Here is a 16,924-nt window from a genome sequence, read left to right on the forward strand (position 1 = left end):
CGCCCGGACATGTACGGAACCTGAAGCGGAGTTGAACCCCATGGAGGTCTCACCGGCCTCTCACCCCTGCCGGGGACCTGGTAAGAGCCTGGTCGGATCAGCGCAAGAATCGTCCGGCGTGTTGGGCCGTCAGACGGACCGGGGCGTTCACGGCGCCGTAACCACGGTAGCCGTCATCGCGTTGGACGAGTTCGAAGAAGACCCGGCCGACGGTCTCGGTGTAGCAGTGCCGGAAGGCGCCGCCCGCGTCCCGGTCGTAGAGGATGCCGAGCTCCCGGTAGGTCTCCAGCTCGTCGTCGGCGAGGTCGTACCGGGCGGCGAGGTCGTCGTGGTAGTTGGCCGGCACCGGCAGCAGCCGGCCGCCCGCGGCGCGGAAGGCGCGGGCCGCGGCCACCACGTCGTCGGTGGCCAGCGCGATGTGCGCCGCGTGCACGGTGTCGTCGGTGGGTGCCGCGCCGACGCCGAGGGCGATACGGACCCTGCCGTCGGCGTCGGTGACGGCGCGGCTGCGCATCAGCCCGTAGGGGTCGGCGACGTCGACGCTCTCCTGGGCGGTGAGGCCGAGCACGCTGCGGTGGAAGAGCGTGGCCTCGTCGAAGTGGTGCCAGGGCTGGGTGAGGGCGAGATGGTCGATGCGGGTCGCGGAGAGCGCCGGGCTGTCCGCCAGGTCGGCGAAGTCGGCCCGCCAGTCGGGGAGTTCGGGGTCGCCGGTGGCGCAGAAGAACAGTTCCGTGCCGTCGGGGGCCGCGACGGCGTCGAGCGGGACGTCCCCGGGCGGGCGGTGGCGGGGCAGGACGGGGGCGAGGAGCGCCTCGGCGCGGCGGGCGGCAGCGGCGGGGTCCGGGGACTCCAGGCCGATCGCGGCCAGCCTGGTGCCATCGCGGCGGGCGGTGGCGGCGGTGTTGACCAGGACGCGGGCCTCGCCGCGCTGCCACAGGTCGACGGGCTTACCGCGATGGCGGGCGGTGCGGGTGAAGCCGAGCGCGGTCAGCAGCGCGGTGACGGGTTCGGCGTCCGCGGTGAGGAGTTCGGCGAAGGCCACGCCGGTGGGCACGCCGGGCGGCGGCAGCTCGGCGGCGCCGACGGCCTCCCGCAGAAGCAGCAGGGAGCGGTGGGCGTCGACGGCGGTGGGGCCGGCGTCGGCCTGCCGGAAGACGTCGTTGAAGACCTCCAGGGACAGCGGCCCGCGGTATCCGGCGGCGAGCACGTGGCGCAGCAGCCCGGCGACGTCGAAGCCGCCCTGGCCGGGGAAGCAGCGGTAGTGGCGGCTCCACTGCAGGACGTCCATCGCGAGCAGCGGGGCGTCGGCGAGCTGCAGGAAGAAGATCTTCTCGCCGGGGATGCCCTCGATGCCCTTGGGGTCGGAGCCGCGGGAGAGGATGTGGAAGCTGTCCAGACAGACGCCGAGCGCCGGGTGGTCGGCGGCCTCGATGATCCGCCACGCGTGCTCGTAGGTGTTCACATGCCGCCCCCAGGCCAGCGCCTCGTACGCCACCCGTATCCCGAACTCCTCTGCCAGCGCTGCCAGTCGAGCGAGTTGACCGGCCGCTCGTGCGTCGTCGTCCATGGCGTCCGGCGACACACTGGAGCACACGAGCACGGTGTCGGCGCCGAGCCGGTTCATCAGCTGGAACTTGTGCCGGGCGCGCCGCAGATTGCGTACGAAGACCTCGTCGGGCACGCCCTCGATGTCCCGCATCGGCTGATACAGATCGATGCTCAACCCGTGGTCGGCACAGCGCGCTCGGATCTCCTCGGGGCGAGCGGGCAGGCGAGGAGATCGTTCTCGAAGATCTCCACCCCGCCGAACCCGGCACGCGCGGCGGCGGCGAGCTTCTCGGTGAGGGTACCGCTCAGGGAAACGGTGGCGATGGAGGTGTGCATGCCCGTGTTCGTCGTCATCCGACAGCACTCCCCGAGCGCTCGACGCCCACCAGCTCCGCGAAGTCGGCCAGCATCCGCCCGCTGTCCGGCTCTCTCCCCGTGAACAGCCGGAACGCGTCGGCGGCCTGGAACACGGCCATCCCTCCTCCGGGCAGAACGGCGCAGCCCCGCGAGTGGGCGACCCGCAGCAACTCCGTCCGAAGCGGCCGGTAGACGACCTCCGCCACCCACAGACCGGGATGCAGCAGCTCGGCGGACAGGGGCAGCCCGGGATGCGCGGCCATGCCGGTGGGTGTGGCGTGAACGAGCCCCCCACAGCCGTCGGCCTCGCCGAGCAGCGCCGGAAGCCGATCGACGGTCGCCGCGCCCGCCCGCCCCGGGCCGAAGTGCCGGACCAAGGAGTCGGCGAGCGCGGCCGCTCGCTCGGGCAGCGCATCGACGACGGTGACCCGCCCGGCGCCCAGGGTGAGCACGGCATGCGCGACGGCCGCGCCCGCGCCGCCCGCGCCGAGCTGGACGACCCGCTCCAGCGGGGCGTCCGGCAGGCCGCGCGCGAAGGAGGCGGCGAAACCGGTCACGTCGGTGTTGTGGCCCACGGCCCGGCCGTTCTCGAAGACCACGGTGTTGACCGCGCCGAGCGCCTCGGCCCGCGCATCGAGCGCGTCGAGGTGGTCCATGACCAGCTGCTTGCAGGGGTGGGTGATGTTCAGCCCGTCGTAGCCGAGATCGCGGGCGGCGCGGACCAGATCGCCGACCGCCTCCGGCGCGCGGCCGAGGACGTCGATGTCGAGGATCCGGTAGAGGTAGCGCAGGCCCTGCCGGTCCGCCTCCCGCTGGTGCAGGGCGGGGCTGAGGGAGGGGCCGATCCCGGCCCCGATCAGCCCGACGAGATACGAGTCCTTGGCCATGCGGGCCTCCCAAGGCGGCGTTAATGTACGAACTAGTACGTTAGCTATATCAGTCGCGGATGTCGTGAGGAAGACCTCGGCGACGGTCGGGGGTCCTGCTTCTACAATCACCGGCACGCACAGCGAGCGTGCCGCCCAGGCGTACACCGGCCCGAAGGACAGCGATGACCAGCGTCGAAGAACCCGTACGACCCGGGGGACGGGTGCGCGACGCGGCCCGCACCCAGGCCGAGATCCTGGATGTGGCCACGCAGGAGTTCGCGCGGGCCGGCTACGACGGGGCCCGGGTCGACGAGATAGCGGCCCGCACCCGCACCACCAAGCGGATGATCTACTACTACTTCGGCGGCAAGGAACAGCTGTTCACGGCCGTGCTGGAGCGGGCGTACGGGGTGATCCGCGAGGCCGAGCAGCAGCTGGACGTCGAGCATCTGGACCCCGTCGCCGCGATCCGCCGCCTGGCCGAGCTGACCTTCGACCACCATGAGCGGCACCCGGACTTCATCCGCCTGGTCAGCATCGAGAACATCCACGGCGCCGAGCACATCGCGGCCTCCGCGAAGCTCGGGCGGATCGGTTCCCCGGCCCTGGAGGTGATCCGCCGGATCCTCACCGCGGGGCAGGAGTCGGGGCTGTTCACGGCCGACGTGGACGCGGTCGACCTGCACGCGATGATCAGCTCTTTCTGCTTCTTCCGGGTCGCCAACCGGCACACCTTCGGCGCCCTGTTCGGCCGGGACCTGGTGGACCCGGCCCAGCGGGAGCGCTACCGGACCATGCTCGGCGACATGGTGATCGCCTACCTGACGGCGGAGCGCGCGGCCGGCTGACCCGGCGGGCGCGCGTCGCCGTACGGACTGCCCCCGGGACTCTTGACAGCGGGGAAACACGGGCGCAACATCCCACCCACCACGACTAACTATCCAGTGGGTTAATTAGCAGCCGAGATCCGGCACTCGCCCGCTCCCTCCCCTCGTCGCTCACCCCGCCCTTCCCTAGGGTGGAGTTTCCCCGAAGGAGCACCGCCGTGTCCGTCCCCACCCCCGCACCCGCCGCCGAGGCCCCACCGGGCCAGCCCTGGAAGGCGGCGACGGCCGCCTGGATCGGCAGCGCGCTGGAGTACTACGACTTCTTCGTGTACGGCAGCGCCGCAGCACTGATCTTCCCGAAGGTGTTCTTCGACTCCTCCGACCCGGCGACGGCGACCCTGCTGTCGCTCGCCACCTTCGGCGTCGCCTACGCCGCCCGGCCGCTCGGCGCACTGGTCCTCGGGCACGTCGGCGACCGGCTCGGCCGCAAGAAGATCATGGTCTTCACACTGATCCTGATGGGCCTGTCAACCTTCCTGATCGGCTGTCTGCCCACCCGCGCCCAGGCCGGCTCGCTCGCCCCGGTGCTGCTCGTGCTCTGCCGCGTGCTGCAGGGCATATCGGCGGCCGGAGAGCAGGCGAGCGCGAGTTCGATGAGCCTGGAGCACGCGCCTCCGGGCCGGCGCGGGTTCTTCACCAGCTTCACGCTCAGCGGCACCCAGGGCGGTCAGCTCATCGCCACGCTGGTCTTCATCCCCGTCTCCAGGCTTCCCGAGGACCAGTTGCTCTCCTGGGGCTGGCGGGTGCCGTTCTGGCTGAGCGTGGCGGTCGCCGTCGCCGGTTACGTCGTCCGGCGCCGGCTGCGCGAGACCCCGGCCTTCACCCGGCAGGCGGCGACGGAGGGCGTGGTCCGGCTGCCGCTCGCGGTGCTGATGCGCGAGCACTGGGCGGATGTGCTCCGAGTGATCGCGGGCGCGCTCATCGCCTCGGTCAGCACGATCTTCACGGTGTGGGCGCTGGCGTACGCCACCAGTGACGCGGTCGGCATGTCCCGCACGTTCATGCTGTGGGTGGGCGCCCTGGCCAACCTCTTCGCGCTGGCCGCGATCCCGCTGTGGGCCACGCTGTCGGACCGGATCGGGCGCCGGCCGGTGTTCCTGATCGGCGCGGTGGGCAGCGCGGCCGCGATGGCCGGCTATCTGTGGGCGATCTCCACGGGCTCCCGCCCGCTGACCCTGCTCCTCGGGATCGTCGCCTTCGGTCTCGTCTACAGCGCCGCGAACGGTGTGTGGCCCGCCTTCTACGGCGAGATGTTCGCGACCCGGGTACGGCTGTCGGGCATGGCCATCGGCACGCAGATCGGCTTCGCGGTCGCCGGGTTCGCGGTCACCTTCGCCGCCGAGATCGCCGGTCCGGGCGGCGACGACTGGTCGGCGGTGGCCCTGTTCACGGCCGCGCTGTGCCTCCCGCCGGCCCTGGCCGCACTCACCGCCCGCGAGACGCACAGGGTCCCGACGGAACTGCTCGGCGAACGCCCGGGCCGGGAGGCGCAGCGGGCGGAACGGGTGACTGCCTGAGACCGGCCCGGTCCGAGGTGCGCCCGGTGCGTCCACGGCCGGGGACCGTCCGCTCAGGGGGTCGGGTGGCGCGGCTCGTACAGGGCGAGTTCGCCGCCGCCCGGCAGGCGCAGGGCGGTCACCCGGCCCCAGCGGGCCTCCTCCACCGGCCGGGTGAACTCCACTCCCCGCTCGGCGAGTTCACGCTGCGTTTCATCGAGGTCGTCGCACATCAGCATCAGCTCGTGCGCGGGCTCGCCGTCGGTGGGGTGACAGGCCACCTCGGTGGGCGGCGCCCGGAAGATCAGCCATCCGTGGCCCGCGTCGACGTGCGCCCACCCGAGGGTGTCGCGCAGGAAGACCCGGTCCGCCTCCGCGTCCCGGCTGTAGAGCACCACATGTGCACCGTTGATCACGGGCGGAGGGTAGTGCGCCGAGGAGGGCCGGACAAGCACCGGGCGACCCGCGAACCGCCGTTGTCGCCGACAAGCTCTGCCAACTCGTCGGCCGACTCGGTGGTCAGCCGGTAGAAGCCCTGGAGGCTGACCGAGCGCTCGAGCCGGCCGTCGACCACGTACTTCGGACCGCGGGTCTGGCCTCGGCGATTACGCCAGGTGAGCCTCATCAAAAGATCGCCAGGTATCGGCATGTCGAAGCGTATGGGCGTCGCGTCCACGTGCACTGCCGTAGCACCGCAGCCGCCGGCACCGAGCATCGACCAGGCGCTGTGCCCGGGAAACGCTGGGTCCTGCCACGTCCCGGGGGCCGTGCCGCAGCAGTCGCGCCGCTCCATGTCGATCACCCGCATCCGGCTCACGACGTGCACGACGCGCCGGTTGACGTGCAGTGCGTACACCACGTCCCCGGCTCGGGCCCCCGACCAGGCGGGCAGCGAGGAATGGACGCCGCTGAAGGCGACCGGCGGCCGCTCTCCCACGCGACCCGCTTTACGCAGGGCACGGCACGTGTCATGGGTCCACAAGACAGTGAAGGCATCAGACATGCCGTGATCCTATGAAGGAGCACTGACAGCCTCCCGTGGGACAGCACTCTGCTCCTCCAAGCTCGTTCGGCGGGAAGACCCACCGGGAATCCCGGGATCTGGACGCACCGATCCATGCCGTCACCGCAGGTCATCAAGTTTCGTCGGCGTCCGTCACGCCGAATGCTCCAGCCGCACCGGCTGCACCCACACACCGATGCCGCTGCCGCCCCGCCACACCGACCGCACGGCCCCAACTGGCGCAGCGCCCGGGCACGATCCGCCCCATCCGCCACACGAGCTGCCCACCGCAGCCACCACCCCATCGCCCCGACCACCCACGCCCGCCACCCCGGCCGCGCCCACCCCGGACCGACGCCCACCGTCACGCCCACCCGGCCGGTGGCCTCCGTGGCGTCACCCCGGCGGGCCCACCGCCGAGTCGAGCAGCGGCCCGAGTTCCCGTACCGCCGTGGCCAAGGGCCCTGTGTCCTGTTCGGCGCGGGCCATCAGGATCGCGCCCTCCAGGGTGCTGATCATCAGCGTGGCCAGGGATTCGGCGCGGGCCGCGGGGACGCCCATGCCGGTCAGGGCCTCGGCGAGCGGAGTCCGCCAGGTGGTGAACGCGGCGGCCACGGCCTCACGGGTCGAGCCGCCGGCCGAGGCACAGTCGACGGTGGCCGCGGCGACCGGGCAACCGGTTGCGAAACCGTGCGCCGCGTACTCGTCGGTCCACTGCGCGACCATCGCCGCGAAGACACCGCTCGGCGTCGGCTCCTCCAGCCCCGCGAGGAAGCGCGCGATGCGCTTGCCCGCATACCGGCCTGCCCAGCCGACCGCCTCGTTGACCAGCTGTTCCTTCCCGCCCGGGAAGTAGTGCTGGAGCGAGCCGCGCGGTGCGCCGGCGTGCGCGGCGACCTCCCGCATGCCGGTCGCGGCGACACCGTCACGTCGGATGAGCTGGGCCGCGCTGAAGACCATCCGCTCCCGCGGCCCGTGTCGCGTCTCGCTCATCGTCGACCTCCAGATCCTCGCCTCCCCACTCTATGACCAGCGTCATAACGGCCGCTACTATGACCGCGGTCATAGTCGGCTGGCGCAGCGAAGGACGGTCCCCGTGAACGTCGGTTTCATCGGTCTCGGAGTGATGGGCCGGCCCATGGCTCAGCGCCTGGTGTCCGCCGGCACCCCCCTGGTGGTCTGGAACCGGACCCCGGAACGCACCGCACCCCTGCGCGCGGCCGGCGCCACGGTCGCCGCGGACGCCGACGAGGTGTTCGCCCGGGTGGACGTGGTGCTGCTGATGCTCGCCGACGAGGCCGCCGTCGACACGGTCCTCGGCCGGGGCACACCCGCGCTGGCGGCCCGGGTCGCCGGGCGCACGGTCGTCCACATGGGCACCACCTCCCCCGAGTACTCCCACGCCCTGGAGACGGACATCCGGGCCGCCGGCGGCCGCTATGTCGAGGCACCCGTCTCCGGATCACGGGTACCGGCGGAGGAGGGGCAGCTGGTGGCGATGCTCGCCGGGGAAGCGGACGCCGTGGACGCCGTACGGCCGCTGCTCGCGCCGATGTGCCGGGAGACGTTCGTGTGCGGCCCGGCGCCGAGCGCGCTGCTGATGAAGCTGTCGGTGAACCTGTTCCTGATCACCCAGGTGACCGGGCTGACCGAGGCGTTCCACTTCGCCGAGCGTCAGGGCCTGGACCGGCGGCTGTTCCTGGACGTCCTCGACGCGGGCCCCATGGCCAGCGGCGTCTCCCGGATGAAGGCGCCGAAGCTGTTCGACCGGGACTTCGCGGTGCAGGCGGCCGCGCTGGACGTCCTGAAGAACAACCGGCTCATCGCCGAGGCGGCCCGCAAGGCACACCTGGCCTCGCCGCTCCTCGACCTGTGCCACACCCTGTTCGAGGAGACGGTGGCCCAGGGGTACGGCGGCGAGGACATGGTCGCCGTACTGCGAGCGATCGAGACACGGACCGCCGGGGCGTCGTAGCCGGAGCCGGGGCGGGTCAGCGCTTCGGGATACCGTACGCCCGCTCGACGTGCAGCCGCACCACCAGGCGGCGGTCGCGGACCATCGCGGCCCGGTAATCGTCCCAGTCCGGATGCTCGCCCTGCACGTCCCGGTACAGGCGGATCAGTTCCTCGACGGTGTCGTCGTGCGGGTCCTGGGCGACCGGGGAGAGTTCGGCCGTGCCCTCGGCGACGGTGAACGCCCAGCGGTCGGCGCTGGTGACGTGGTAGGAGGCGCGGGGGTCACGGCGCAGATTGCGCGCTTTCGCGCGGTCGTCGGTGACGGAGATCCGGATGACGCGCTCGTCGGGGTAGTAGGCGTGGTTGACGTTGGACAGCTGGGGGCGGCCGTCGCGTTTGAGGGTGATCAGGACGCCGGCGTCGCCTTCGGCGAGCAGTTCGAGCAGCGCGTCCTGCGTGGGGGCCGAGGTGGAGTCTTCGCTCATGACACGGTCAACTCGACGGAGCGGGCCACGCATTCCCGCGACCGCCCTGCGTCGCGTCGATCACAAACACCGCTGATGAACGGGTCCATGGTGGGGTTCCTGGGCGACGATGAGCAGCGGATGCGTCACGGCGGGCAGCCGGGTGCATCGCATTGCAGGCGACGGGAGGAGAGCGATGGCACGGCTGCGGCAGGAAGTCGACCCGGGCGAGGCGGGGCTGGACGTCAAGGCGCTGGACCGCCTGGACCGGCAGATCGCGCACTACGTCGACGAGGGGCGGCTGCCCGGCTTTCTGGTGGCCCTCTCGCGCGGCGGCCGGGTAGCCCACCTCAGCACGTACGGCCGCCGCGATGTCGCGGCCGGGCTGCCGGTCGAGGCGGACACGCTGTGGCGGATCTACTCCATGACCAAGCCGGTCACCGCGGTCGCGGTACTGCTGCTGGTGGAGGAGGGCACGCTGCACCTGGACGACCCGCTGGAACGCCATCTGCCGGTGTTCGCCAACCCCCGTGTGTACGACGGCGGTTCGGGCGCCGACATGCGCACCCGCCCGGCCGCCGGCCCGATCCTGATCCGGCATCTGCTCACCCACACCGCCGGCCTGACCTTCGGTTTCTACTACAAGCACCCCGTCGACGCGCTCTACCGGGAATCCGGCCTGGAGTACTCGGTGCCGCCCGGCGCCGATCTGGCGGAGACGGTCGAGGTGTACGCGCGGATGCCGTTGCAGTTCGACCCGGGCGCGCAGTGGAACTACTCGGTCGCCTCGAACGTGCTGGGCCGGGTCGTCGAGGTGGTGTCCGGGCAGCCGCTGGACGCGTTCTTCACCGAACGGATCCTCGGCCCACTCGGCATGGCCGACACCGGTTTCCACATCGAACCCGAACAGGCGGGCAGGCTCGCCGAGTTGTACGGGGAGACCGAACAGGGCGGCATCGAGCCGGTGCCGGGGCTGCCGGTGCGCGGACGGCCGAGGTTCCTGTCCGGCAGCGGGGGGCTGGTCTCGTCGGCGTACGACTTCCACCGGTTCATGGAGATGCTGCGCCGGGGCGGTGAACTGGACGGCGTACGGCTGCTGTCGGCGGACAGCGTCGGCATGATGACCCGCAACCAGCTGCCCGGCGACGCGACGTTGCGCTCCTTCGGCGCCCCGGCTCACCAGGAGCCCGGCAACGACGGGCTCGGCTTCGGCTTCAACGTCTCGGTGGTGACCGACCCGTCTCGCACCCTGGCCCCTTCCAGCCTCGGCACGTACGGCTGGACCGGTGCCGCCACGACCGCGTTCTGGGTCGATCCGGGCCATGAGCTGACGGTCCAGTTCATGACGCAGGTACGCCCGAAGACGCTGAAGATCTTCCCGGAGCTGCGGCGGCTGGTGCACGAGGCGCTGATGGACTGACCGCGGGGGGCGCCCGCCGCCCGTGGGGGGAGGCGGCGGACGCCGGAGCGGCCGGCTTCAGGAGCCGTGGGCGACGGCGTCCAGATGGGGCAGGATGTGGTCCAGCCGCTCCCGCTTGGTGCGCAGATACGTGATGTTGCTCTCGCACGGCTCGATCAGCAGCGGCACCTGCTCCGCGACCTGGATGCCGTGCCGGACCAGCGCCTCCCGCTTGCGCGGGTTGTTGGACATCAGGCGTACCGAGCGCACCCCGAGGTCGTGCAGGATCTGAGCCGCGATGCCGTAGTCGCGGGCGTCGACGGGCAGGCCGAGCGCGAGGTTCGCCTCCACGGTGTCCAGGCCCTCCGCCTGGAGGGCCATGGCGCGCAGCTTGGCGAGCAGTCCGATGCCGCGGCCCTCGTGGCCCCTCAAGTAGACGACGATCCCGCTGCCTTCGGCGACGACGGCACGCAGCGCGGCCTCCAGCTGGTCACCGCACTCGCAGTGCCGGGAGCCGAACGCGTCGCCGGTCAGGCATTCGGAGTGCAGCCGGGTCAGCACGTTCTCGGCGCCGATGTCCCCGTACACCAGGGCCACTTGCTCGTCACCGCGGTCGTGGTCCAGGTAGCCGATCGCCTGGAATTTCCCGTACACGGTGGGCAGCGGTGCATTCACGACGCGTTCCGCGCCCGAACGCCGCGGGGACTTCTTGCCGAGTACGCCCATGTTGACGCCGGAGTTTTCTGTCATGATCTGATTCCTAAGCAGAGACGAAAGGCCGTGAAACGATGAGTGGTTCGGGCGCGCGTGCGGCGGCAGGTGGGGAGACAAACAGCGTGGCGTACGGTGTGTTGCCGACGGACACCACCGAAGAGGTACGGACGCGGGGGGCGGGCGTTTCAGCACAGGTCGCCGTCCTTCCCGTGGGCAGTTTCGAACAGCACGGTCCGTTCCTTCCGCTGGCGACCGACACGCTCGTCGCCTGCGCCGTGGCGCGGGAGATCGCCGCCGCGTACCCGGTGCACCTCCTTCCGCCGGTGACGGTCTCCTGCTCGCACGAGCACGCGGACTGGCCGGGGACCGTCAGCATCTCCGCCGTGACCCTCCATGCGGTGGTCTCGGACATCGCGGCGTCGCTGCGCCGCTCGGGCGTCGACGCGCTCGTCGTGGTCAACGGGCACGGCGGCAACTACGTGCTCGGCAACGTCGTCCAGGAGGCCTTCGCGCGCGGTGAGCGGATGGCGTTGTTCCCGGCCGCCGAGGACTGGGAGTCGGCCCGGGAACGGGCGGGGGTGCGCACCTCGCTGCTCACCGACATGCACGCTGGGGAAATCGAGACCTCGATTCTTCTGCACGCTCATCCCGAATTCGTCCGCCCTGGTTACGAGTCCGCCGATTTCACCGCTGACGACCGTCGTCATCTGCTCACAGTGGGAATGTCCGCCTATACCGAATCGGGCGTCATCGGCCGTCCTTCCCTGGGGTCGGCGGAAAAGGGGAAGGAACTGCTGGCGAGCCTGGCGGAATCCTTCGAGTCGTATTTCGCATTGCTCACGTCCGGGGCGCGGCGCGGGTAGTCCTTCGCGGACCCGGTGCCCTGTCCGGGTGCGTCGCCCTGTGCGGGCGCGGGCGCGGGCGCGGGGTGCGGCGCGGGCCGTGGATCGTCGGGCGCGGAGACCGGGTCGGGGTCCGTCGGTTCGGGCGCGGCCCTGTCCGTCTTGGCGGGGTTCGTCTTGGCGGACTCCGCCGTGGCGGGATCGGTCGTGGCGGGGTCCGCCGTGGCGGAGTCGGCGCGCAGGCCGGCGTACCAGCGCACGGCGAGGACGACGGCGCCGGGCAGGCTCGCCACGAAGCTCAGCACGCCGTACACGACGGCGACGGCGACTCCGGTGCTCGCACCGAGCCCCGCGGCGCCGAACGCCCAGGCGGTGACGCCCTCGCGGGGCCCGAAGCCGCCGACGTTCAGCGGCAGCCCCATGGCGACCAGCGCGAGGACGGCGAGCGGCAGCAGCTGCACGACGGACGCGGCGGAGCCGGCGACCCGGGCCGCCACGACGAACATCGCCACGTGCCCGGCCAGGACGACGGCCGAGGACAGCGCGACACCCGGCCCGCCCCGGCGGGAGAACAGGCCCTGGCGCGCCTCGCCGAGGGCGGTGCGCAGACCACCGGCCCGGCGGGCGGACGCGTGGTTCATCCGCACGGCCAGGACGACGGCGAGCGCGCCGGCCAACCCGAGGGCGACCAGCGGAGCGAAGTCGCGGGCCTCGGCGCGCACCGGCGACGGCAGCGTCGGCAGCACCGCCACGGCGAGCACGGCCAGCGCGAGCTGCCCGGCGACGCGTTCCAGTACGACGGCCTTCACCCCGCGCCGCAGGTCACCGGCGCTCTGTCCGTGCCGGACCGCCCGGTGCACATCGCCCAGGATCCCGCCGGGCAGCGCCGCGTTCAGGAACAGCGCCCGGTAGTAGTCGGCGACGGCGGGGCCGAGCGGCAGCCGGATGCGCAGACTTCGGGCCACCAACTGCCAGCGCCAGGCGCTGAGCACGGTGGTCACCACGCCGATGCCCAGCGCGGCCAGCACCGTCACCGTGTCGATCCGCCGCAGCCCGTCGACGAGCACGCCCGTACCCAGCCGCCACAACAGGGCCCCGAGGATGACCGCACCGGCAGCGGTGCCGAAGTGCGTCCGCAGGGCACGGAAGCGCGGGCGCCGGGGGGCGGGGGCCTGCGGAGGTTGCGAGGGCTCGGGGGTGGATTCAGCGGCCGGCGGTACCAGGAGCGAGTACGACGACGGCTCCCGGTGCGAGGACGGTCGTTCAGCCTGCGCCGTGCCTCCACGCTGCACGCGCGCGTGGATCGTGCCGGCACCGTACACGCACACATCCGCCGGACCGCCGTCCTGCACGTGCGCGTGGCCCCTTCCCGGATCGTGCACGCGTGCGTGTGCCATGCCGGAGGGCGTCACCGGCCGCGAACTCATGACGCGCCGCCCGTCGGCCGGGGCAGCGCCAGCAGGTCGCTGTGGTGGACCACGACCCGCAGCTCACCGGCCGTGCATGCGGCGAGCCGGTCCCGCAGATACCGCTCGGCGCGGTCGTGCAGTTCGGGCCGTTGTTCCACGGCCGCGCCCACCCAGCCGCGCAGCCACTGCTCGGTCAGCGCCGCCTGCTCGGGGCCGAGCCGCCAAGGGCTCGGGTGCACGCGTACGGCGGCCCCGCGTGCGGCGAACGCCTCGCAGGCCACGGTGACCGCGTCCGGGCCGAGCAGCCCGGCGCGTCGCTGATGGGCGTTGAACGCCTCGGCGATCTCCGTGTCCAGCGGGTCGGCCGGGGTGAGTTCGACGCATCCGGCGACCGACAGGGTGAGCAGCGCGGGGCAGCCGGCCCCGGCGCAGGCGTCGACGAGGGTGCCGATCTCCTCTCGGGTGAGCACGTCGAGCAGCGCGGAGGCGGTGACCAGCGCCGCCCCGGCCAGCGCGTCCGGCGTCAGCCGGGCGACGTCACCGCGCCGGGTCTCGACGGTGACGCTGCTGCCGTCGGCGGCGGAGTGCGGGGAGCCCACGGCGGCGAAGTGCAGCAGGTAGGGGTCGCGGTCGTGCAGGACCCAGTGCTGGGCGCCGTCCAGGCGGGGCGCGAGCCAGCGCCCCATGGAGCCGGTGCCGCAGCCCAGGTCGTGCACGGCGAGCGCGCCGGTGCGGCCCGGCAGGTTCGCCAGCCGGATCCGCAAGGGGTCCAGCAGGTCCTGTGCGCGGGCGGCCGCGTCGGCCCCTTCCCGCAACCTGAGCCATTCGGGCGCGTACCGGGGCGGTTCCTCGGGTTCACCGTGCCGCAGCCGTACGGTGGCCCGTTCACCGGGCCGGCCTACGGGCCCGGCCCCGGCGACGACCGAGGCATCCGCAGCGCGCTCCCCGTCGTCGGCAGCGCCGTCGAACCGCCCGGCACCGCCCGCCGCCGTCCCGCGCGTCACGGGGCTCCTTCCGGACACCGCCTCTCGACCCGGGGCCGCAGTACCGTTCGCCGCCCCGAGGGCGCCCCCCTCCTCCCCCGTACCGGACGCCTCCGAAGCCGTCGGACCGCCCGGGACCTCAAGCTCCTCGTGACCGGCCTCGCGTGCCGGGTTCCGCTCGTCCTCGGCCCTGCGCACCGGACCCACCTCCCTCGGTCCGGCCTGGGCCGGGATCGACGCCATGCCGTTCGTCGTGGTCTCCTGCGCGGTCATGCCGCCCTCCTCGGAGCTTCGGGGAGCCGTGCGAGGACTCCGGCCAGGCTGCGGGCGGTCGCGGCCCAGCCGTCGAGCGCGGCACGGCGGCCGCGGGCGGCGGACTTGAGCCTGCGGCGTACGTCGGGCTCGCCGAACCAGCCGCGCAGTTCGGTGGCGAGCGCGCCAGGGTCCTCCGGCGGGACGAGGATGCCGGGCACCCCGCCGTCGGGGGCGCGGCCGACGGCCTCCGGCAGGCCGCCCACGTCGGTGGCGAGCACCGGGATGCCGCGGGCCAGGGCCTCGGTGACCGCCATGCCGTAGGTCTCGGCGTAGGAGGTGAGGACCATCAGGTCGGCGGCGGCGTAGGTGGCGTCGAGGTCGGCGCCGGAGCGCGGGCCGGTCAGGTGCAGCCGGTCGGCGAGGCCGTAACCGGCGATCGTCTCGCGCAACTGTGCGACATACGCGCGATCGTGGCCGAGTCCGCCGACCAGTTCGCAGGTCCACGGCAGGTCCCGTACCGCCGCGAGGGCCTCCACGAGCCGGTGCTGGCCCTTGCGCGGGGTGACGGCGGCCACGCACAGCAGCCGGGAGACGCCGTCGGTGCCGGGCGCGAGGGGCGCGATGTCGGCGCCGGGCGCGGCGACATGCACCCGTTCGGGGGCCAGTCCGTGATGGGAGACGAGCCGCCGTACGGCCCAGTCGCTGGTGGCGACGACGGCGGGCGCGGCGCGCAGCACGGCGCGTTCGCGGGCGTCGAGGTCGGCGGCGACGGCCGGGTCGAGGCCCGTCTCGTCGCCCAGCGGGAGGTGGACGAGCACGGCGAGGCGCAGCCGGTCGGCGTGCGGGGTGACGACCTCCGGGACGCCGCAGGCGACGATCCCGTCCAGCAGCACCACCGCGTCGTCCGGCAGGTCCCCCAGGGTGCGGGCGAGGTGGTCGCGGGCGGCCTGGTCGGGGCGCGGCCAAGAGCCGGGCGCGGTGTGCCGGGTGACCTGCCAGCCGAAGCCGGGCAGGTCCAGGCAGACCCGGCGGTCGTAGGCGTTGCCGCCGCTCGGCGCGGCCGGGTCGTCGATGCCGCCCGGCAGGACGAAGTGCACGGTGCGCAGGGACATGGGGATGATTCCGGCCTTCTCGACGGCAGCGGCTGTGAGCTGCGCCGGGACGTAGGACAGCCGTGACCGCTCCGTGGTCGCCCCGGTCACAGGCCACGCTCGTAACTCGCCCAGGCGATGTGCGACTCGTGCAGGGTGACGGAGATGCCCGCGAGGCCCTTGGCGCCCTCGCCGAGCGCGCCCTTGTGGACGCGTTCGGCGAGCCGGTCTGCGATGACCTTGGCGAGGAACTCCGTGGAGGTGTTGACGCCGGCGAAGTCGGGCTCGTCGTCGAGGTTGCGGTAGTTGAGCTCCGCGGTGATGAGGCGCAGTTCCTGCGTGGCCAGGCCGATGTCGACCACGATGTTGTCCTCGTCCAGCTGCTCGCGGCGGAAGGTGGCGTCCACGAGGAACGTGGCGCCGTGCAGGCGCTGGGCGGGCCCGAACACCTCGCCGCGGAAGCTGTGGGCGATCATGATGTGATCGCGGACGGTGATGCTGAACAACGGACGACCCTCCAGGTACGACGCGTCTGGTCCCCCTGTCCTTACCCGCCGGGGGATGCCGTGTAGTACGGCTCTTCGGTTCCCCGTGTTCAGCCCACTCTCACTCTCTTCTCAGGTCAGGCCCGTCCCGGCGTACCGGATCCGGTGGCACAGGGCGGGGATCTCGCCCGAGGCGAGCCTCGGCATGACGTCCGGGAGTTGGTCGAAAGCACTCTCCCCGGTGATGAGCGCGTCCAGCGCCGGGTCGGCCAGCAGGTCGAGGGCGAGCGCCATCCGGTCGGCGTAACCGCGGCCTGCGCGGGCGGCCGGGGAGACGCTGCCGACCTGGCTGCTGCGCACGGTGAGCCGGCGGGAGTGGAACGCCTCGCCGAGCGGCAGGGCGACGCGCCGGTCGCCGTACCAGCTCAGTTCCACCACCGTACCCTCGGGAGCGAGGAGTTGCAGCGCGCGGGTGAGACCGGCCTCGGTGGCGCTGGCGTGCACGACGAGGTCGCAGTCGCCGAGGGCGGAGTCGGGCGTCGCGAAGTCCACGCCGAGCGCCTCGGCGGTCTTGGCGCGTTCGGGGTCGGCGTCGACCAGCTGCAACCGGACGCCGGGGAAGCGGGCCAGCAGGGCGGCCACCGAGCAGCCGACCATGCCGCCGCCGACCACCGCGATCCGGTCGCCGATCAGCGGCGCCGCGTCCCACAGGGCGTTCACGGCGGTCTCCACCGTCCCGGCGAGCACGGCCCGCTCGGCGGGCACCCGCTCGGGCACGACGGTCACGGCGTTCACCCGAACGACGTAACGGCTCTGATGCGGATACAGGCAGAAAACGGTACGCCCGACCAATTCGTCCGGGCCCTCCTCCACCTCGCCGACGCTGAGGTAGCCGTACTTCACCGGGCCCGGGAAGTCGCCCTCCTGGAACGGCGCCCGCATCGCGGCGTGTTGGCTCTCCGGCACCCCGCCCCGGAACACGAGCGTCTCCGTGCCGCGGCTCACCCCGGAGTACAGGGCGCGCACCAGGACCTCGTCCTCGGCGGGCTCCGCGAGGGTGATGTCGCGCAGCTCGCCGTGGCCCGGTGAGCGAAGCCAGAACGCGCGGGCCGAGCGGTTCATCGGCATCCTCCTGAACAGTAGGGAAGTTGTTCACGTACCGAGAA

At 72.6% G+C, this 16,924-nt stretch carries 15 protein-coding genes and 2 pseudogenes; 5 read left to right on the forward strand and 12 right to left on the reverse strand.

The window, feature by feature from the left end:
• Positions 1–97: 97 nt before the first annotated feature.
• Both ACFYOH_RS19540 and ACFYOH_RS19545 read right to left on the reverse strand, forming a co-directional pair.
• Positions 98–1,884 (reverse strand): annotated as a pseudogene (locus ACFYOH_RS19540) (TIM barrel protein).
• 14 nt (positions 1,885–1,898) lie between these two features.
• Positions 1,899–2,792 carry a shikimate dehydrogenase gene (locus tag ACFYOH_RS19545; protein ID WP_388627067.1) on the reverse strand — a complete coding sequence of 298 codons (894 nt, stop codon included), beginning with the start codon at positions 2,790–2,792 and terminating at the stop codon, positions 1,899–1,901.
• 164 nt (positions 2,793–2,956) lie between these two features.
• Here ACFYOH_RS19545 and ACFYOH_RS19550 point away from each other — a divergent pair, with 164 nt between their 5' ends.
• Positions 2,957–3,622 (forward strand): TetR/AcrR family transcriptional regulator, encoded by a 666-nt coding sequence (locus tag ACFYOH_RS19550; protein ID WP_388627069.1) that lies wholly within the window; start codon positions 2,957–2,959, stop codon positions 3,620–3,622.
• A gap of 197 nt (positions 3,623–3,819) precedes the next feature.
• Positions 3,820–5,178, forward strand: coding sequence for an MFS transporter (locus tag ACFYOH_RS19555; RefSeq protein ID WP_388627070.1), 1,359 nt, complete (start codon positions 3,820–3,822; stop codon positions 5,176–5,178).
• A 53-nt stretch (positions 5,179–5,231) separates the two neighbouring features.
• Here the strand turns inward: ACFYOH_RS19555 and ACFYOH_RS19560 are convergent, their stop codons facing one another.
• From ACFYOH_RS19560 to ACFYOH_RS19570, 3 genes are all read right to left on the reverse strand, one after another.
• Positions 5,232–5,573, reverse strand: coding sequence for a VOC family protein (locus ACFYOH_RS19560; RefSeq protein WP_388627072.1), 342 nt, complete (start codon positions 5,571–5,573; stop codon positions 5,232–5,234).
• The gene (locus tag ACFYOH_RS19565; RefSeq protein ID WP_388627074.1) at positions 5,570–6,160 is read right to left on the reverse strand and encodes a hypothetical protein; all 591 of its coding nucleotides are present in this window, start codon (positions 6,158–6,160) and stop codon (positions 5,570–5,572) included. The genes ACFYOH_RS19560 and ACFYOH_RS19565 overlap by 4 nt, the downstream gene beginning before the upstream one ends.
• Before the next feature lie 396 nt (positions 6,161–6,556).
• Positions 6,557–7,153, reverse strand: a complete 597-nt coding sequence (locus ACFYOH_RS19570) for a TetR/AcrR family transcriptional regulator (RefSeq protein WP_388627076.1) — start codon at positions 7,151–7,153, stop codon at positions 6,557–6,559.
• Between ACFYOH_RS19570 and ACFYOH_RS19575 the strand changes: the two genes are divergently transcribed.
• Entirely contained in the window at positions 7,095–8,135 is a 1,041-nt protein-coding gene (locus ACFYOH_RS19575; protein ID WP_388627077.1) for an NAD(P)-dependent oxidoreductase, read from the forward strand. The two genes, ACFYOH_RS19570 and ACFYOH_RS19575, sit on opposite strands and share 59 nt — an antisense overlap.
• A gap of 16 nt (positions 8,136–8,151) precedes the next feature.
• On the opposite strand, the gene ACFYOH_RS19580 is transcribed toward ACFYOH_RS19575, so the two are convergent.
• On the reverse strand, positions 8,152–8,601 hold the full coding sequence (locus tag ACFYOH_RS19580; protein WP_388627078.1) for a PPOX class F420-dependent oxidoreductase: 450 nt from the start codon (positions 8,599–8,601) through the stop codon (positions 8,152–8,154).
• Positions 8,602–8,776: 175 nt separating this feature from the next.
• Here ACFYOH_RS19580 and ACFYOH_RS19585 point away from each other — a divergent pair, with 175 nt between their 5' ends.
• Positions 8,777–10,000, forward strand: coding sequence for a serine hydrolase domain-containing protein (locus ACFYOH_RS19585; protein WP_388627080.1), 1,224 nt, complete (start codon positions 8,777–8,779; stop codon positions 9,998–10,000).
• A 57-nt stretch (positions 10,001–10,057) separates the two neighbouring features.
• Here ACFYOH_RS19585 and ribA read toward each other — a convergent pair whose 3' ends face one another.
• On the reverse strand, positions 10,058–10,729 hold the full coding sequence (gene ribA / locus ACFYOH_RS19590) for a GTP cyclohydrolase II (protein ID WP_388627081.1): 672 nt from the start codon (positions 10,727–10,729) through the stop codon (positions 10,058–10,060).
• Positions 10,730–10,767: 38 nt separating this feature from the next.
• Between ribA and ACFYOH_RS19595 the strand changes: the two are divergent.
• Positions 10,768–11,538 (forward strand): annotated as a pseudogene (locus ACFYOH_RS19595) (creatininase family protein); the annotation flags it as partial.
• Here ACFYOH_RS19595 and ACFYOH_RS19600 read toward each other — a convergent pair.
• From ACFYOH_RS19600 to ACFYOH_RS19620, 5 genes are all read right to left on the reverse strand, one after another.
• Positions 11,424–12,932 (reverse strand): lysylphosphatidylglycerol synthase transmembrane domain-containing protein, encoded by a 1,509-nt coding sequence (locus ACFYOH_RS19600; RefSeq protein WP_388627082.1) that lies wholly within the window; start codon positions 12,930–12,932, stop codon positions 11,424–11,426. The pseudogene ACFYOH_RS19595 and the gene ACFYOH_RS19600 overlap by 115 nt on opposite strands.
• Before the next feature lie 26 nt (positions 12,933–12,958).
• Positions 12,959–13,948: a class I SAM-dependent methyltransferase gene (locus tag ACFYOH_RS19605; protein ID WP_388627214.1), complete on the reverse strand. Its 990-nt coding sequence runs from the start codon at positions 13,946–13,948 to the stop codon at positions 12,959–12,961.
• Between the two features lie 248 nt (positions 13,949–14,196).
• Positions 14,197–15,384, reverse strand: a complete 1,188-nt coding sequence (locus ACFYOH_RS19610; protein WP_388627083.1) for a glycosyltransferase family 4 protein — start codon at positions 15,382–15,384, stop codon at positions 14,197–14,199.
• The gene (locus tag ACFYOH_RS19615; protein ID WP_388627085.1) at positions 15,381–15,779 is read right to left on the reverse strand and encodes a 6-pyruvoyl tetrahydropterin synthase family protein; all 399 of its coding nucleotides are present in this window, start codon (positions 15,777–15,779) and stop codon (positions 15,381–15,383) included. Before ACFYOH_RS19615 ends, ACFYOH_RS19610 begins: the two co-directional genes overlap by 4 nt.
• Positions 15,780–15,890: 111 nt before the next feature.
• Complete coding sequence (locus ACFYOH_RS19620) at positions 15,891–16,880, reverse strand: dehydrogenase (RefSeq protein WP_388627086.1); 990 nt, start codon at positions 16,878–16,880, stop codon at positions 15,891–15,893.
• Positions 16,881–16,924 lie beyond the last annotated feature (44 nt).

The organism is Streptomyces sp. NPDC007856 (assembly GCF_042868225.1).
Lineage (GTDB): Bacteria > Actinomycetota > Actinomycetes > Streptomycetales > Streptomycetaceae > Streptomyces.

Excerpts from the sequence above, each read along its gene's own strand:
- ACFYOH_RS19545 (WP_388627067.1), bottom strand. The coding sequence starts at position 2,792 with ATGGCCAAGGACTCGTATCTCGTCGGGCTGATCGGGGCCGGGATCGGC.
- ACFYOH_RS19550 (WP_388627069.1), top strand. The coding sequence starts at position 2,957 with ATGACCAGCGTCGAAGAACCCGTACGACCCGGGGGACGGGTGCGCGAC.
- ACFYOH_RS19565 (WP_388627074.1), bottom strand. The coding sequence starts at position 6,160 with ATGTCTGATGCCTTCACTGTCTTGTGGACCCATGACACGTGCCGTGCC.
- ACFYOH_RS19575 (WP_388627077.1), top strand. The coding sequence starts at position 7,095 with ATGAGCTGGGCCGCGCTGAAGACCATCCGCTCCCGCGGCCCGTGTCGC.
- ACFYOH_RS19570 (WP_388627076.1), bottom strand. The coding sequence starts at position 7,153 with ATGAGCGAGACGCGACACGGGCCGCGGGAGCGGATGGTCTTCAGCGCG.
- ACFYOH_RS19580 (WP_388627078.1), bottom strand. The coding sequence starts at position 8,601 with ATGAGCGAAGACTCCACCTCGGCCCCCACGCAGGACGCGCTGCTCGAA.
- ACFYOH_RS19585 (WP_388627080.1), top strand. The coding sequence starts at position 8,777 with ATGGCACGGCTGCGGCAGGAAGTCGACCCGGGCGAGGCGGGGCTGGAC.
- ribA (WP_388627081.1), bottom strand. The coding sequence starts at position 10,729 with ATGACAGAAAACTCCGGCGTCAACATGGGCGTACTCGGCAAGAAGTCC.
- ACFYOH_RS19600 (WP_388627082.1), bottom strand. The coding sequence starts at position 12,932 with ATGGCACACGCACGCGTGCACGATCCGGGAAGGGGCCACGCGCACGTG.
- ACFYOH_RS19620 (WP_388627086.1), bottom strand. The coding sequence starts at position 16,880 with ATGAACCGCTCGGCCCGCGCGTTCTGGCTTCGCTCACCGGGCCACGGC.